This is a genomic window from Candidatus Foliamicus sp. (assembly GCF_965221325.1).
Lineage (GTDB): Bacteria > Pseudomonadota > Gammaproteobacteria > Steroidobacterales > Foliamicaceae > Foliamicus.
Genome location: NZ_OZ244880.1, coordinates 1,788,433 through 1,804,509 on the forward strand (window position 1 = coordinate 1,788,433; position 16,077 = coordinate 1,804,509).

Below are 16,077 nucleotides of genomic sequence, written 5' to 3' on the forward strand. Positions count from 1 at the left end.
GCAATTTTGCCGGCTAGCGGCCGCGCAGGAACATGCGGTCCAGTTCAGCAATGCTGAAAGCTCTCCAGGTGGGACGTCCGTGGTTGCACTGGTCGGCTCGCGGCGTACGCTCCATGTCGCGCAGCAAGGCGTTCATTTCCTCAAGCGTCAAGCGCCGGTTGGCCCGAACCGACGTGTGGCAGGCCATGGTCGCAAGCATGTGATGCACGCGTTCGGCAATCTCCTGGCCGGACTCGCTACTGTCCAGAGCCGCCCCCGACTGCGCTTCCGACAGCAGATCGCGCAGCAAGGCCTGCGCATCGCCGCCCGCCAGCAGCGCAGGAATCTCGCGCACTGCCAGGGTGTCCGGTCCCACCTGGTCCACCAGCAGCCCCATTTCTTTCCAAGCGTCGCGCTGCTGCGCCGCCGTGGCGATGTCTTCCTGACCTACGCGCAGCAGGACCGGCTCCAACAGCAACTGCGAACCGATGCCCTGTTCGCCCAATTGGGCCTTCATGCGTTCGTAAACCACCCGTTCGTGGGCGGCGTGCGCGTCCACGATAATCAGCCCCTCGCGATTCTGCGCCAGGATGTAGATTCCGCTCAGTTGCGCCAAGGCATAGCCAAGCGGCGGCATATCGCTGTTGTCGCTCGGAAGTGTTTCGCGCACCTCCCCCGAGGCCGGCGGAGCGGGCGGTGCTTCGCGCGATGCGCCGACCAGCAATGCCAAGTTCGGATTGGCCGCTCCGGCCCGCGCCCCGGAGCGACCACGAGCGGACCAGTGAGTGCTCATCGGGCCGCCTGCGTTATCGCCCGCCGGTTCGGCGGAGTCGGGCAAGACCGTGGGCCGAGTTTGCGCCAGCACCGCTTCCAGGGTGCGGCGCACAATGTCGTGAACGCTGCGCCCCTCGCGGAACCGAACCTCCAGCTTGGCCGGATGCGCATTGACGTCAACCGCTGCCGGGTCCATGTCCAGATAGAGCAGCCAAGCCGGATGGCGGCCATGAAACAGCACGTCCGCATACGCTTGCCGCGCAGCGTGTGCGACTGTACGGTCGAAAATGGCCCGTCCGTTCAGAAACAGGTGCTGCCGGTCGCTCTGGCTGCGCGAGTACTTCGGCCGTGCCAGCCAGCCGCGCAGGTATATCCCCTGCCGCTCTTCCTCGAAATACAAGGCGTTCTCGAGAAACTCGCCGCCCAACAGCCGAGCGATCCGCTCCTCCTGCGCCGCGCGGTTTTCGGCAGCCGGAAGATCGTAAGCCAGGCGACCGTCCTTTTCGTATCGAAATCCTGTGGAGAACCGGCTGAGCGCCAGGCGCAGCATCAGTCGATCGATGTGACGCAGCTCCGTTAGCGGCTTGCGCAGAAAGCTGCGCCGCGCCGGCGTGTTGTAGAACAAGTCGCGAACCTCGACCGTGGTGCCCGGCGAATGGGCGGAAGGCAACGGCTCGGACACGCTGCCACCCGCGCATTTCACGGTCCATGCGCTGCGCTCCCCGGCTATCCGGGAGCTGATCGTCAGCCTTGATACCGCGGCGATGCTTGGCAATGCCTCGCCGCGGAAACCCAACGTCGCAGCCGCGCGCAGATCGTCCAGACTCGCAATCTTGCTGGTTGCATGCCGCTGCAGCGCCACGGCCAGCTCCGCAGCGGCAATACCCTCTCCATCATCGCGCACCCGGCACAGCCGCGACCCGCCCTTTTCCACCTGCACCACGATATGGCGCGCGCCGGCGTCGAGGCTGTTCTCCACCAGCTCCTTGATCACCGACGCGGGACGCTCCACCACTTCGCCCGCGGCGATCTGGTTAACCAAGTGATCCGGTAGCAGTTGTATGGTCATTGCATCGCCGCAAATACCTTGCGGGTATTGAGCGGCCTCCCCTCCAGGTAGAAATCGATCGCCGTCTTGAGCAAGCGGCGGGCGGCCCGCCGTATGTCGCGGCTGGTCCAATCGCGGCGCCCGATGCCCAGCAGTTCGGCGCCGCTGAAGTTCATCGCGGTGCCGACGCGGGCGCCGGTGGGCAAGGCCTCGGCGCCCCGCTCCATGCGATAGCAATAGGCAGCGTCGGGCACCAGCGCATGCCCGAGCGCATCGCGTTCCAGGTTGAGTCCGTAACCCAGAAGCGCCAGCATGTCCAGTTCGAAGCGCCGCAACACCGGCTCCATCGATTCGCCGGCGGTCAAGCTGGCAACAGCATCGCAATAGCGGTCGAACAGTTCGGGATGCGGGTCCTCCCTGCGAGTAAGGCGCAACAACAGTTCGTTAAGGTACATTGCCGCCAGCAGGCCCTGCCCTTGCGGGGAATCGCCGGCACTTTCCGCGCCCGCGCTTTCGGCGCGCGTCAGCGTGGCCAACTCTCCGCGTCCGCTCCAAGACAACAGCAATCGCCGAAAGGGCTGGGCCGCAAGCCGCAAGGTGGAACGCGGACGGCGGCCACCGCGGGCCATCAGCCCCACGCGGCCGAAGTCTCGGGAAAAGGCTTCCACTATCAGGCTGGTTTCCCCGAACGGGCGGCTGTGCAGCGCCCAGGATTCGGCCAGCTCGACGCGCCGCATCGTGCTCATTGGCATAGCCGGGGGTTGTTGAACCAGTTCTTGCGCACCCGCACCTGCGCGCGAATATGAAACGGGCGTCGGAAAATGCGCTGCAATTCCATGCGCGCCTGCCGGGCCGCCGCCTTGAGGCGAAGTCCGCCGCGACCGATCACTATGCCGCGCTGGGAGGCGCGATTTACTCGCACTTCAAGCTCGGCCACCACCGCCCTGCCGCGTGTTTCCAGGGAAGTCGCCACGACATCCAGATCGTAGGGCACTTCGCGGTGCGTGTTGAGCGTGAGTTTTTCGCGCAGCATTTCGGCGATGCGGAACTCCATGCCGCGGTCGGTAACCGCGCCAGCGGGAAACAGGGGGCCGCCCTCGGGCAGGTATTCCGTCACGACATCGCAGAGACGCTCCAGATTGTCGCCGCGCAACGCCGACACCGGAACGATCTCGGCGAACTCGGCGCGGGCAGCGCACTGCTCCAGGTACGGCAAGAGGTCTTCACGGCTCTGCATGCGGTCGATCTTGTTCACCACCAGTATGCACTGCAGTTTCGATTTCTCGATCTCGTCCAGCACCCGCTGATCGCCCCGCTGCCAGCGGCCGGCCTCAACCACCATCAGCACCACATGAGCACCCGCCAGCGCGCCCAGAGCGGCCCGATTCATGCTCCGCGACAGCACACGCTGCTCCGCTCTGTGCAGCCCGGGAGTATCCACCAGAACCAGTTGGCAGGCACGAGCGTGGCGTACGCCGGTAATGGCATGACGGGTGGTTTGCGGCTTGCGCGTTTCGATGCTCACCTTTTCTTCAAGCAGCCGATTCATGAGGGTCGATTTGCCCACGTTGGGGCGGCCCAGAATCGGCGCCAGACCACTACGAAAGTTCACCGCCGTTCGTCCACCTTGGGCACTCTACGGGCTTACGTGTTGGTCTGCCGGGATATGCAGACCAGAACCGCAGCCGCGGCCTCGATTTCCGATGCCTGTATCGTGCGCCCCTCGCCTCGCGCGCTCAGCGCCAATTCCGGTACGCTGCAAGTCGATCGAAAGAGCGGCGCCTGCGGATCTTCGCTAGCGTCGTCCAGCCGATATTCGGGGGGATTAAGACCTCCGCCCTGCAGGTACTCTTGGAGCCGGCTCTTGGCGTCGCGCGGCTGCTCAGCCACGGAGTCGAGCCGCTTCGCAAACAGTGTCTCGAACACGGCGGTGGCGGGCTTTATACCGCCGTCCAGCCATACTGCGGCAAACACGGCCTCCAGCGCATCCGCCAACATGGCCTCGTGGGCCGGTCCGCCGGGCGCCAGGTCCGCGCCCTGGTAGCGCAGGAGGCTGCCAAGGTCCAGTTCGCGCGCCACCTCGGCCAGGGTGGCCCGCTGCACCAGCCGTTGGCGCATGTGCGTGAGCGTTCCCTCCAGCGCATCGGCATGACGGCGGAACAGGCTGTCGGAGGCTACCAGTTCGAGCACCGCATCGCCAAGAAACTCAAGGCGGCGGTTGTTGCATTCGTCCTCGCTGGGATGCGTGAGCGCCTGTTTGAGCAGTTCCGGCCGGCTAAACCCGTACTGAAGCCTGGCGGCCGCCCATTGAGCAAGCTTGCGCTCTTCGCTCAACGAATCGGGTCGCCGATGCGGCCCCATTCCGGCATGCTGCGAAAGTCCCAGTTGAACCAGATGCGCTCGGCACGGCCCACCAGGCGGTGTTCCGGAATGAACCCCACGCCCGGATAGCGGCTGTCCCTGCTGTTGTCGCGATTGTCGCCCATCACGAAGTAATGGCCGGGCGGAACCTCATAGACCCCCTCCCGGCCCCGTTGCCCTGGCATGAAATAGACATCGTGGCGACTCTCGCCCAAGATCTCTTCCGCTTGCCGGACGGAAAAGGCAGATTCCTCGTTCACCGGCGCCGGTCTGCTGAGCTGTACCGGCTCGCCGTTGATGCTCAGCCGCTTGTTTCGATATTCGATGAGGTCGCCCGGTAAGCCCACCAGCCGCTTGATGAAATTGGCGCTCGAATCCGACGGCAGCTTGAACACCACCACATCCCCGCGCTCGGGCGAACCTAACTCCACGATGCGCGTGTTGGTGACCGGCAGCCGTAGACCGTAAACATACTTGTTCACGAAAATGAAATCGCCCACCAGCAGCGTCGGGCGCATGGAGCCCGACGGAATGCGGTACGGCTCGTAGGCGAACGAACGTGCGCAGAGCACGATAAGCAGTACCGGCAGGAACGCCGCTGCATACTCGAACACCTTGTGCCTGGGGCCGGGCTCGGCGCCGGAGGCCGCGAGACGTTTTGCCTTGGGGGCAATCAGCAGGCGATCAAAGAGCCACAGAACCAGCGCCAGGCCCGTAATCGCAACCAGAATGAAGGAATAATCCATGGAGCGCGATTCTAACCGCCCCAAGACAATCCGGCGGCGGGCGCTGCCGCCCGCCGAAATTTCATTGCCCCATCAGGGATTGCGCAACCAAACCTGCAGCCGCCGCCAGTCCGCAGCGCTGAGCATTGCCGGCGTTAGCCACAGCTTCAGCTTCTTGGCCCCGCCCTGCCCCGGGCGCTCCCGGCGCAGGGTCAGCCCCACCATCGCGCGGGTGACAAAACTCCGGCGACGCAGCAGCCGCACCTGTTCGAGTTCGCCGCTATCGAGAATCAGCCGCCACTCGTCCGGCGGGGCGTACCACAAGGCAGCGACTCCGGGTGCAATGCTGCCACTCCGCAGCGCCCGCCATGAGCGCGCGCAAGCCGCGACCAGCATCGCCACGACCGCCAGGCGCAGCCAAACGGAAAGGTCCGAAATCAGCACCGCGTAGGCCGCCAGTAACAGCAGCGCCGCTACGGCCGGCACACCCCAGGGCGGGCGCGCCGCGCGCAGCTCAATCGTTGTCGAGAATCCGCTCAACAAGATTCGCCTGCTGCGGCGACCGCGGCCTCACGCGGCCAGCCAGCAAATCGCCCAGTTGCGGATCGTTGAGTTCCAGCAACGCCTCGAAGTCCGCGCGTTCGGCGGCGCCTGCATCTGCGTAGCGGCGATCCAGATAGCGCTCCAGCAGCAGATCCAGTTCGCGTACGCCGCGGCGGCAGCGCCATCGCAGCCGTGAGGCCGCTGAGCTCAGACTCGCCGCTCCACCAGTTTCTTCTTAGTCTCCGCGATGGCGCGCGCCGGATTGAGTTCCTTGGGGCAAGCCTCCGCGCAATTCATGATGGTATGGCAGCGGTAGAGCCGGAACGGGTCTTCAAGCTGGTCGAGCCGTTCGCCGGCGGCTTCATCGCGACTGTCCTCCAGCCAGCGGTAAGCGGCCAGCAGTGCGGCGGGACCCAAGTAGCGGTCGCCGTTCCACCAGTAGCTCGGACAGCTAGTGGAGCAACACGCGCACAGGATGCAGGCGGCCGGCGAATTGATCTTCTCCTGATCCTCGCGGGACTGCAACCGTTCACGGTCGGGCGGTGGCGGGGTCTTGGTCTTGAGCCAGGGCTCCACCGCTGCATATTGCGCGTAGAAGTGCGTGAGATCCGGCACCAGGTCCTTGACCACCGGCAGGTGCGGCAGCGGATAGATGGCCACTTCGCCGCGCAGATCGTCAACCGCCTGCGTACAGGCCAGTGTGTTGACGCCGTTGATGTTCATGGCGCAGGAGCCGCAGATGCCCTCGCGGCAGGAACGACGGAAAGCGAGCGTGGAATCGACTCTGTCCTTGATATGGATAAGTGCATCCAGCACCATCGGAGCGCAGTCGTTCATATCGACTTCGTAGCGGTCAACCCGCGGGTTATCGCCCGAATCCGGGTCGTAGCGATAGATCTTGAAGCGTCGTATGCTCCGCGAACCGTTGGCGTCGGCGCTTTGTGGCGCCGGAAAGCGCCGGCCGCGCTTGACGCGGGAATTCTTGGGCAGCAGAAATTGCGCCATGCGTGTGTCCTGATTCCGGAAAAAGCCAGGCCGAGCCTGCGCCGCGCATGTTAGCAAATCGCCGCCACCATTGCCGAGCCGCCGCCACCGGAACGATCACTGCCGTTGCAAGCTGGACACGCGGCAAGTTATCTGGTCTGTATGATGCTTAAGACTTGCATATGAACGAATTGATGGGTCCGCATCCGGACTGCAGACCGAGGTGATCCTGGAGTGCCGATAGCTATCGCTTTACTGCTGCTGTGGGTCGGAACTCTTCTGGATATGGCATCCACCTACCTGATGGTAGTTGTCATTGGAGACGAATTCAGAGAGATCAATCAGAACTATATTGATGCCAACGGGGACTTTTCGGTTAGCAGTCTCGTGAAGATCAATAGCGTATTCCTGCTTGCATTTTCCATGGCAACCATGCTACCGCTGAGAAATCGGAACGTGGTCAAGAAATACTTGCGAGAGAGAGCACTTGGCGCGCACCTTGAAGATAAGTGGGCTGCAAACAGGAGGGTGATTTCATCAGTTTGGACTTTGGTCGTTATTGGTGCGGTTGGAGGAATGCGGTTTCTGTTCTTTGTCAACAACTTGACGGAATACTTCGGTTCTCCAGGGTTTATACGGGCGTTTCTTTGGGTTTTTCCAGCAGTACACGAGCAGTTAACCCTGCATATTGTTTCAGCGATAGCTGTCGTTGCCTTTTATCCGATGGTCTATCTGTTGTTACGGTTATCGGTGAGATGACGTTGCATGCGTCCCATACTGCAAACGGAAGCGGCGGAATGCGGGCTTGCTTCCATGGCCATGGTGGCGCAGTTTCATGGGCACGAAGTTGACCTTAAAATTAGTCGACCACATTTCGATCTGGTTTTCCTGCGGTGCGCCTGTGGACGGATCAGCCTGGACTAGCGGACGCTGCTCGCGGAGGGTGCTCCGCGACATCCTAAATGTCCGTTGTCCCCCGCTTCACGAAATCCGGCGCGGAACTCCCATCGGTCAAACGGGCAATCATGCCGGAATTCGGGTGGCGGCATCACCAATTGACTGAGGCAAAGAGCGAAAATCTGTCGCTTGGAGTAGGCGGAAATTCAGGAGTCGGGTGTGCGGCAACCGTTATACTTTTTTTGTGTCCCCGTCTCCAGAGCACAGTCGCTGGAAACCGCTCTCCGGCTTGCCGCCCGGGGCCGAGAGGTGGGGCAGACCCGGTTATGCTCAGGTAGCACAGCGGTGGCAGGAATTGCGGCAGGCGCTTACCCGTCCGGGCACGGATCGCTTGGCGCTGGATATCTTCCTGCGCGAGCGGCGGCGTGAGTTCGCCATCGAGACCGGGCAGATTGAAGGGCTCTACACGCTCAAGCGAGGCATCACCGAACAACTGATTACGGAAGGCCTGGAAGGCGTCCGCAGCATCCATACACTTGAGGGAGTGGACGATGCCAGGATCAAGGGACTGCTGGCCGACCAGGAATCGGCGCTGGAATTGGTATTTTCCAGTGTGCGGCAGGAGCGCCCGCTGTCTCACGCCGTGATCTGCGAGTGGCATGCGCTACTCACGCGGCACCAGGAAACCGTGATGGGCATCACGCCGCAGGGGCAACGGGTGGAGGCGGCTTTCCCTGGCGAGGAAAAGGGCATGTACAAGACCCGGCCTAACAACCCGATACGCCCGGACGGGATTATTCACGAGTATTGCCCGCCGGAGCAATGCCGCGGAGAGATGGACCGGCTGTTCTTGATTTATGAGGAGATCCGGAAGAAGAGCTATCGCGTAGAGGTGGAAGCGGCATGGCTGCATCATCGTTTCGTGGCAACCCATCCTTTCCGTGATGGCAACGGCCGGGTGGCCAGGCAGTTGATGGCCTACGCCTACGTTCGGCGCGGGTTGCCACCTCCGGTTGTTCGGGCGGGAGAGCGCGATGCCTACATTGAAGCGCTGGAAGCGGCAGACAGCGGCAATTTGCGTCCCTTGACCGAGGAGTTGGCCGACTTGGCAACGCCAACGTTACGGCGCGCGGTCCGAGCCGTGGAACGGGCACTGCACGGCGATCACCGGATACATCATCCGAACGGCGGAATCACCAACAACGGCCGCTACTTTCCTCCCGATTAGACGAATTCCTCTCGCGGACGAACCGCGCCCAAGACCGAGCGAAGAACTTGAGCTTGGGTTCAACTACCACGTGGCCAAGCTTGGCAGGTGGAGGCGCTGAGTACAGAAAGGACGGAGGGCCACGGAGGGCGCGCGGGAGTGTCTGCGTAGTGCTAGACTCGGGGGAGAGTCGCGGCCGGGTTTTGGCGCGCGGCACAAGTGTTGGGGGAATAACGCCATGAACAGATATGCAGCAAACTCGCGCGGAACGCGGGCTGCCGGCCTTTTCGGGCTGGCGGCGGGCGTCCTGCTGGTGCTCTGCGCGCCCAATACCGCCGCGACCGCGGACGCCGACAGCTACGAGGCAATCGACTGGTATGCGGGTAGCGTGGAGGAAGCGTTCGCCGAGGCCGAGCAGGCAGCCAAGCCGCTGTTTCTGTATTGGGGTGCGGTCTGGTGCCCGCCCTGCAACGCGCTCAAGAGCACGCTCTTCGAGCAGCCCGAATTCATCGCCAAGACGCGGAATTTCGTGGCCGTCTTCCTGGATGGCGACACCGAGCGGGCCCAGGTGTGGGGCGAGAGGCACGATGCCGTGGGCTACCCGTCGGTGATCGTGTTCGACGCTTCCGGGCGTGAGCTTACACGGCTTCCAGGCACGCTAACAGCCGCTTCGTTCATGGCTGCGCTGGATGATGCGCAGGCCGGCCTTGCCCCGGCAGCGGAACTCGCGCAAGTTGCGCTGCGCGACGAACGGCCGCTCAGCGACGCCGAAGTGCGCCGGCTGGCCTACCACTCCTGGTACCAGGACCGCCGCAGCCTGGCGTCCGATCAGTATCTGGCCTTGTTCAGCCGCTTGCAGGAGCAGGCCTCCGGCCAGGATCGCGCGCTGACCCGCAGGGTGCAGTCCCTGCGGCTCTCCGAAGCAGCCGCTGCCGGCAATGGGGCCTTGGCGCCTGAGGACTACGCCGAATTGCTGAACGTTCTGGACACCAGTGCGCCCGACCTCGATAACCTGATGATGTTTTCCGGCAAGCTTGCAGCCACGTTTGCGGCGCTAGCGCCCGAAGCGCCGCGGCGTGAGGAACTAAGCGCCGCCTTCACGGCAGCGGTCGAGTCAGTGCTCACCGCGCCGGGCGGCAGCAAGGTGGCGCCGCTGTTCGCGCTGGGACTGCTGCTGGAACTGGAACGCCTGGACGATCCCGGCGCCGCCCCCGGACCGGAATTACAGGACCGTATCGTGGCTGCCGCGGAGCGCGCCGACGCAGCAGCCGAAACGCAGCAGGAACGCCAGAGCGTGATCTTCTACGCCTACAGCCTGCTGCACACGGCGGGCGAGAACGAACGCGCCCAGGCGCTGCTGGAACGCGAACTCGAGATTTCCGAAGAGCCTTACTACTTCATGTATCCGCTCGCCACGCTGCGCTACGAAGCCGGCGATGTGGATGGCGCCGCGCGGTGGATGGAACGCTACTACCGGGAAGCCTACGGTGTGGCCACGCGCCTGCAGCACGGCGTGAACTACGCGCGCAGACTGATGCTCTGGAAGCCGCAGGAAGCGGACACCATCATCGGTGTCGCGCGTGAAGTACTGGCCGAAGTGCGCGGCCAGCCGGACGCTCTGGCCAACCGCAACTTGCGGTCGCTCGGCTGGCTAACCGACGCGCTGACCGCGTGGCGCGATGAACACCACGCCGACCTGATGCTATCCGCCGTCTCCGACGACTTCGGCACAATATGCGAGGAACACGCCGGTGCAGATTCGGAAGGCGCCTGCATGAGTATGCGACAGCGCCTTGGCGAGAACGAGCCGCGCGACATCTAACAGGGATAGTGCCGGCGGCGGTTCTCAGCGATGGGAGGCGCGCAGGAAGTTCGCGAGAAGCGCGTGACCGTGCTCCGAGGCGATGCTCTCGGGGTGGAACTGGACGCCGAACAGCGGGTATTCGCGGTGTGCGAGCCCCATGATCACGCCGTCGTTGGTTTCCGCCGTGATCTCGAAGCAATCCGGTAGCGATGCACGTTCGACGGCCAGCGAGTGATACCGCGTGGCCTGAAATTCCTGGGGTAATCCGGCAAACAGCCCGTCGGCGCAATGGCGGATCGCGCTGAGCTTGCCGTGCATGATGCGCGGCGCGCGCAAGATGCGGGCGCCGAATGCCTGGCCGACGGCTTGGTGGCCCAGGCACACGCCGAGCAGCGGCGGACCGGCGGCGGCTTTCGTCACCAGTTCCAGGCAGATGCCGGCGCTGTCGGGGTAGCCCGGCCCCGGCGACAGCACGATCGCTTGCGGCTCAAGCGCCAGAACGCCTTCCGGGTCAATCGCGTCGTTGCGAAAGACCTGGCAATCGAACCCGAGTTCGCCCACGAGGTGAACCAGGTTGTAGGTAAAGCTGTCGTAGTTGTCGATGAGGACCAGCATTTCAAGCGTCCAGCGCAGCGAAGCGCACGGCCTCCTCAGCCGCCCGGATCAGGGCGTTGGCCTTGTTGCGGCTTTCTTCGTATTCTGCGTCCGGTTCGCTGTCGGCAACGATCCCGGCGCCCGCCTGCACATGCATGGTGCCGTCCTTGACGATGGCGGTGCGCAAGGCGATGCAGGTGTCCATGCTGCCGTTGGCCGAGAAATAGCCGATGGCGCCCGCATAGACGCCGCGCTTTTCCGGTTCCAGTTCGTCGATGATCTGCATGGCCCGCACCTTGGGCGCGCCACTCACGGTGCCGGCCGGAAAGGCGCCGCACAAGGCATCCATGGCGTCATGGCGTTCGTCGATCTGCCCCTCGACATTGGACACGATGTGCATGACGTGCGAGTAGTGCTCGATAACCATGCGCTCCGTAACCTGCACCGAGCCGATCTTCGCGACCCTGCCCACGTCGTTGCGGCCCAGATCGAGCAGCATCAGGTGTTCGGCGCGTTCCTTGGGGTCGGCCAGTAGCTCACGGGCCAACGCCTCGTCTTCGGCGCGGTTGCGCCCGCGCCGCCGGGTGCCTGCCAGGGGCCGGGTCGTTACCGCGCCATCGCGAAGGCGCACCAGTATTTCAGGGCTGGAGCCCACGATGGCGAAGCCGTCAAGGTTCAGAAAATACATGAACGGCGAAGGATTGGTACGTCGCAGCGCGCGGTAAAGCGCGAACGGCGGCAACCCGAAGGGCAGGCTGAAGCGTTGCGACAGAACAACCTGGAAAATGTCGCCGGCGGCAATGTGCTGCTTGGCGTCCTCGACCATGCCGCAAAAGGCCGCGCGGCTCATATTCGACTTCGGTGCAGGAGCAGCCGGCGCACTTTCCCCGCGTGGCTGCGCGTGGAAACGGCCCTTGGCTAGCCGCCCCACGGCATCCTCCAGGACTTCCGCGGCCTTGCGATAGGCCCGCCGGGCGTCTACGCCCGGGGTCGGGCGCACCGGGGTAACGAAGGTGACAACATCCTTGACCGAGTCGAAAATGGCCATCACCGTCGGGCGAAGAAACACGCCGTCGGGCAGCCCCAGCGGGTCAGGCCCGGGCTCGGACAAGCGCTCCATCAGCCGAACCGCGTCGTAGGCCATGTAGCCGACCAGCCCCGCGGCCATGGGCGGCAGCATGTCCGGCAAGTCGATCCTCGAATCGGCAATCAAGCGGCGTAATTCATCCAGCGGAGAGCCGGAGCAGGGTTCAAAGGGTGCGCGGCCGGCCTGCGATCCGCGGCTGATCTCCGCCTGATCTCCGCGGCACCGCCAGATCAGGTCCGGATCGAGCCCGATAATGCTGTAGCGCCCGCGCACCTCGCCGCCTTCCACGGATTCAAGCAGAAAGCTGTTGGGCAATCCTTGCGCCAGTTTCAGCATCGCCGAAACCGGCGTTTCGAGGTCGGCCACCAGGGTGGCCCAGACCACCTGGCTAACGCCCTTTCCGTAACGCGCGGCAAAATCGTCGGAGTTCGGGAACAATTTCATGGCAGTGAAACCCGGCGCAGCACCCCGCGGGCCGGGCAAGCGAATCTGCTAATCGGCCCTGTTAATAGACCCGCTGCTTGAGCGCGACGGTTTCGACTTCGCTGGTGAGCGTGTCCAGTTGCACCGGGCGGTAATCGAGCCGCACCCCGCCGGATTCGTCCACCCACACCATGCTGTGCTTGAGCCAGTTGCTGTCGTCGCGCTTGGGATAGTCCTCGCGCGCATGCGCTCCCCGGCTTTCTTCGCGGGCCAGAGCCGAGGCCAGTGTCGCCATGGACTGACCCAGCAAGTTTTCCAGTTCCAGTGTTTCGATCAGGTCGGTGTTCCAGATCAGCGAACGATCGGCAACCCTTACGTCGGCAAAGTTCTGCAGCGTTTCCTCAAGCTGTTTCACGCCGGCGGCTAGCACCTCGCCGGTGCGGAACACCGAGGCGTGGTTCTGCATAGTGCGCTGCATCTCGACACGGATGCCGGCGGTGGAGCGGGCTCCGTCGGCATGGCGCAACCGGTCCAGGTGGGCGATGGCTTCCTCGCCGGCGCCTGCCGGCAGCGGCCCCGGATGCCCCTCGCCGCGCAGGGTGGCCGCGCAGCGGCGCGCGGCAGCGCGGCCGAACACCACCAAATCCAGCAGCGAGTTGGAACCCAGGCGGTTGGCGCCATGCACCGACACACAGGCGGCCTCGCCCACGGCCAGCAAGCCCGGCGCGATGCTGTCGCGATCCTGAAGCACCTCACCGTGGTAATTGGTCGGAATGCCGCCCATGTTGTAGTGGACTGTCGGCACCACGGGAATCGGCTCGCGGCTCACGTCCACACCGGCGAAAACCTTGGCGGTCTCCGCTATCCCCGGCAGCCGTTCGGCGATCACTTCGGGATCAAGGTGCATGATGTTGAGATGCACATAATCCTTGTGCGGGCCGAGCCCGCTGCCGTTGCGCAGCTCCAGCGTAATCGCCCGGCTCACCACGTCGCGGGAAGCCAGGTCCTTGGCCGACGGCGCATAACGCTCCATGAAACGCTCGCCTTCTGAATTGGTCAGATACCCGCCCTCGCCCCGTACGCCCTCGGAGATCAGGCATCCGGCGCCCGGTATGCCGGTGGGATGGAATTGCACGAATTCCATGTCCATAAGCGGCAAGCCGGCGCGCAAGGCCATGCCGTTGCCGTCGCCGGTGCAAGTATGCGCCGACGTGCAGGTGTAATAGGCGCGCCCGTAGCCGCCGGTGGCCAGAATCACGCGGTGGGCGTTGAAGCGGTGCAGGTGGCCGGTGGCCAAGTCGATAGCCACCACGCCACGGCATACGCCGTCCACCATGATCAGGTCGATGGCGAAATGTTCGATGAAGAACTGCGCCTCGTGGCGGAGCGACTGCTGGTAGAGCGTATGCAGCATCGCGTGGCCCGTGCGGTCGGCGGCAGCGCAGGTACGCACAGCCTGTCCCTCGCCGTAGTGGGTGGTCATGCCGCCGAACGGGCGCTGGTAGATGCGCCCGTCCTCGCTGCGCGAGAACGGCATGCCGTAGTGCTCGAGTTCGATTACCGCCCGCGGCGCTTCCTTGCACATGTATTCGATCGCGTCCTGGTCGCCGAGCCAGTCCGAACCCTTCACCGTGTCGTACATGTGCCAGCGCCAATCGTCCTCGCCCATGTTGCCGAGCGCAGCGCTGATACCGCCCTGCGCCGACACCGTGTGGCTGCGGGTCGGAAACACCTTGCTGATGCATGCCGTATCGAGCCCGGCTTCCGCCAGCCCGAAGGTCGCTCTCAGGCCGGCGCCGCCGGCGCCCACCACCACCACGTCGAACGTGTGGTCAATGACCTGGTAGCCGCCGGGCATGGTGTTGGCGTCTGCCACGACGCTACGCTTGGGTCACGATACGCGCCACCGATAGCAGCGCGGCCAATCCGAGCCCCAGGTGCGCGAGCTTCGACCCGATCAGGCAGGCCACGCGCAACCCTCCGCCCACGTAATCCTCCAGCACCACTCGTACACCGAGCTCCGAGTGATAGAGCAAAGCCAGCAGGAACGCGGTCAGCAGGGTAGCGTCACCCAAACCCTGAAAGCAGCCCAGCAGGTCTTCGTATTTCAGCGAGGGTAGCGACGCGAGCCGCCACATAAACCAGGGCACGAGCGGCACCAGCGCCACGGCGCTGATCCGCTGCGCCCACCAATGCGCCACGCCATGGCCTGCCGAGCCCAGGCCGGCGGCGCGGCCCAACGGACTACGCAGGCTCACGGAAGGCGGCCCTCGAACGGTCCCCACCACCAGTAGGCACCGGTGGCGGCCAGCGAAAACAGAAACACGAACCAGCCGGACAATCGAGCCTGCTTGAGGCCGAACCCGCGGCCGGCATCCCATGCCAGGTGCCGCAGGCCGTTGGCAAAGTGGTAGAACAGGCAGTAGGTCCAGCCCAAAGCCGCCAACTGCGCCAGCGGCGAACGAAAAATCGACTCCCAGCGGTAGAACTCGGCGGGCCCCATGGCCAGCGTCAGCAGACACCCCACCAAGGCCACCGAACCCACCGACAACACCACGCCGGTAAACCGGTGCAGAATAGAAAGAGCCATGGTGTACTGCCAGCGATAGACCGACAGGTGCGGCGAAACAGGCCGGTTGGCGGCGGTGGGCATCTACGAAATCGCTTGAGGGAGAATTTTGAAGGTGTGCAATTGTAGCCCGCGGAGTGCGGAATGGGCGGCGCAGCATGAACGCTAGCGCCATGTCCGGGAACGCCTCTGGACCGGCAGCACTGCGCCTGGAGAGCTTGGCCGCGATCCAAGTGGACGGCGAAGACCGGCACGAATTCCTGCAGGGTCAACTCAGCCAGGACATGCACAAGATCACTGCGCAGCACGCAGCGCCGGCGGCCTGGTGCAATCGGCAAGGCCGGGTGCTGTGCTTTGCCGCTGTGGCCGAGTGGCAGGACGCGATTTACCTGGTTGTACCGGCCGACATTTCCGAAACTTGCGCTCAGGGGTTGCGTCGTTTTGTTTTGCGCGCCCGGGTGCGGATTGAACCATCAGGTTTGCCGGTGTATGGCTGCGTGAACGCGGGCGCCGCGTTTCCTGCAACCGCCGAAAAACCTGCCGACGCAGCCTGGGCCTGCACCACCGGGCCTGGCTACTGCGCCCTGCGGCTCCCTGGCGAGGCACAGCGGGCGCTGCTGATCGGCGACCCACCCCAAAGCTGGGACGAGGCCGCGAAAAGCGGCTGGTCGGCTGAACGCTGGCGGCTTGCCGACATCAAGGCCGAAATCCCCTGGATTGGCGAGGCGGCGTCCGGCAAGTTCCTGGCGCATTCGCTGAACCTGGATCGCTCCGGCGCCGTAAGCTTCGCCAAAGGCTGCTACGTGGGCCAGGAAATCATCGCCCGCATGGAGCACCGGGGTACGCCCAAACGCCGCATGCAGCCCGTTCGACTACCCCAGAATGCAGCGGCGGAACCGGGCGCCAGAATTGCGCATCCGGAACTGGGCGCCATCACGATCATCAGCGCCGCGCAGGACGGAGAAGCCATGCAGGCGCTGGCCGAAGTGCGGCTGGCTTCAGAACGTTAGCGGCCGAGCCGGCCTCGCGCCCGCCACCGGTTTCCTTCCATTCGCCGACGCTCAATCCGGCGGCTTCAAGAA

At 64.2% G+C, this 16,077-nt stretch carries 17 protein-coding genes and 1 pseudogene; 5 read left to right on the forward strand and 13 right to left on the reverse strand.

The annotated features are described in order from the left end of the window. Nucleotides 1–13: 13 nt before the first annotated feature. From mutL to ACWCOO_RS07855, 8 genes are all read right to left on the reverse strand, one after another. Complete coding sequence (mutL, locus tag ACWCOO_RS07820; protein ID WP_446830436.1) at nt 14–1,822, reverse strand: DNA mismatch repair endonuclease MutL; 1,809 nt, start codon at nt 1,820–1,822, stop codon at nt 14–16. Further along, the gene (recO, locus tag ACWCOO_RS07825) at nt 1,819–2,553 is read right to left on the reverse strand and encodes a DNA repair protein RecO (protein WP_446830437.1); all 735 of its coding nucleotides are present in this window, start codon (nt 2,551–2,553) and stop codon (nt 1,819–1,821) included. The genes mutL and recO overlap by 4 nt, the downstream gene beginning before the upstream one ends. After that, complete coding sequence (gene era, locus ACWCOO_RS07830; protein ID WP_446830438.1) at nt 2,544–3,413, reverse strand: GTPase Era; 870 nt, start codon at nt 3,411–3,413, stop codon at nt 2,544–2,546. The genes recO and era overlap by 10 nt, the downstream gene beginning before the upstream one ends. 32 nt (nt 3,414–3,445) lie before the next feature. Further along, nucleotides 3,446–4,162 carry a ribonuclease III gene (rnc, locus tag ACWCOO_RS07835; RefSeq protein ID WP_446830439.1) on the reverse strand — a complete coding sequence of 239 codons (717 nt, stop codon included), beginning with the start codon at nt 4,160–4,162 and terminating at the stop codon, nt 3,446–3,448. Then, the gene (gene lepB, locus ACWCOO_RS07840) at nt 4,132–4,908 is read right to left on the reverse strand and encodes a signal peptidase I (RefSeq protein ID WP_446830440.1); all 777 of its coding nucleotides are present in this window, start codon (nt 4,906–4,908) and stop codon (nt 4,132–4,134) included. Before lepB ends, rnc begins: the two co-directional genes overlap by 31 nt. A gap of 72 nt (nt 4,909–4,980) precedes the next feature. Beyond that, the gene (locus ACWCOO_RS07845; protein WP_446830441.1) at nt 4,981–5,427 is read right to left on the reverse strand and encodes a protein YgfX; all 447 of its coding nucleotides are present in this window, start codon (nt 5,425–5,427) and stop codon (nt 4,981–4,983) included. Next, a complete protein-coding gene (locus tag ACWCOO_RS07850; RefSeq protein WP_446832020.1) occupies nt 5,402–5,641 on the reverse strand; it encodes an FAD assembly factor SdhE in 240 nt (79 codons plus the stop codon). Before ACWCOO_RS07850 ends, ACWCOO_RS07845 begins: the two co-directional genes overlap by 26 nt. Continuing rightward, nucleotides 5,638–6,435 carry a succinate dehydrogenase iron-sulfur subunit gene (locus ACWCOO_RS07855; RefSeq protein ID WP_446830442.1) on the reverse strand — a complete coding sequence of 266 codons (798 nt, stop codon included), beginning with the start codon at nt 6,433–6,435 and terminating at the stop codon, nt 5,638–5,640. The genes ACWCOO_RS07850 and ACWCOO_RS07855 overlap by 4 nt, the downstream gene beginning before the upstream one ends. A 213-nt stretch (nt 6,436–6,648) precedes the next feature. On the opposite strand from ACWCOO_RS07855, the gene ACWCOO_RS07860 reads away from it, so the two are divergent. From ACWCOO_RS07860 to ACWCOO_RS07875, 4 genes and pseudogenes are all read left to right on the forward strand, one after another. Further along, nucleotides 6,649–7,173 carry a hypothetical protein gene (locus ACWCOO_RS07860; protein ID WP_446830443.1) on the forward strand — a complete coding sequence of 175 codons (525 nt, stop codon included), beginning with the start codon at nt 6,649–6,651 and terminating at the stop codon, nt 7,171–7,173. Nucleotides 7,174–7,179: 6 nt separating this feature from the next. Next, nucleotides 7,180–7,276: pseudogene (locus ACWCOO_RS07865) on the forward strand (cysteine peptidase family C39 domain-containing protein); the annotation flags it as partial. 324 nt (nt 7,277–7,600) lie between these two features. After that, nucleotides 7,601–8,539, forward strand: a complete 939-nt coding sequence (locus ACWCOO_RS07870) for a Fic family protein (protein WP_446830444.1) — start codon at nt 7,601–7,603, stop codon at nt 8,537–8,539. A 217-nt stretch (nt 8,540–8,756) separates the two neighbouring features. Further along, a complete protein-coding gene (locus ACWCOO_RS07875; protein WP_446830445.1) occupies nt 8,757–10,340 on the forward strand; it encodes a thioredoxin family protein in 1,584 nt (527 codons plus the stop codon). A gap of 24 nt (nt 10,341–10,364) precedes the next feature. Here ACWCOO_RS07875 and ACWCOO_RS07880 read toward each other — a convergent pair whose 3' ends face one another. The 5 genes from ACWCOO_RS07880 to sdhC all read right to left on the reverse strand — a co-directional run bounded on the left by ACWCOO_RS07880 (nt 10,365) and on the right by sdhC (nt 15,079). Next, complete coding sequence (locus ACWCOO_RS07880) at nt 10,365–10,937, reverse strand: anthranilate synthase component II (protein ID WP_446830446.1); 573 nt, start codon at nt 10,935–10,937, stop codon at nt 10,365–10,367. A gap of 1 nt (nt 10,938) precedes the next feature. Continuing rightward, nucleotides 10,939–12,447, reverse strand: a complete 1,509-nt coding sequence (gene trpE / locus ACWCOO_RS07885) for an anthranilate synthase component I (protein ID WP_446830447.1) — start codon at nt 12,445–12,447, stop codon at nt 10,939–10,941. Between the two features lie 61 nt (nt 12,448–12,508). Further along, nucleotides 12,509–14,284, reverse strand: a complete 1,776-nt coding sequence (gene sdhA / locus ACWCOO_RS07890) for a succinate dehydrogenase flavoprotein subunit (protein ID WP_446832021.1) — start codon at nt 14,282–14,284, stop codon at nt 12,509–12,511. 22 nt (nt 14,285–14,306) lie between these two features. Next, complete coding sequence (gene sdhD, locus ACWCOO_RS07895; RefSeq protein WP_446830448.1) at nt 14,307–14,684, reverse strand: succinate dehydrogenase, hydrophobic membrane anchor protein; 378 nt, start codon at nt 14,682–14,684, stop codon at nt 14,307–14,309. Beyond that, nucleotides 14,681–15,079 carry a succinate dehydrogenase, cytochrome b556 subunit gene (gene sdhC, locus ACWCOO_RS07900; RefSeq protein ID WP_446830449.1) on the reverse strand — a complete coding sequence of 133 codons (399 nt, stop codon included), beginning with the start codon at nt 15,077–15,079 and terminating at the stop codon, nt 14,681–14,683. Before sdhC ends, sdhD begins: the two co-directional genes overlap by 4 nt. 74 nt (nt 15,080–15,153) lie before the next feature. Between sdhC and ygfZ the strand changes: the two genes are divergently transcribed. Then, nucleotides 15,154–16,005: a CAF17-like 4Fe-4S cluster assembly/insertion protein YgfZ gene (gene ygfZ, locus ACWCOO_RS07905; RefSeq protein WP_446830450.1), complete on the forward strand. Its 852-nt coding sequence runs from the start codon at nt 15,154–15,156 to the stop codon at nt 16,003–16,005. Nucleotides 16,006–16,077 lie beyond the last annotated feature (72 nt).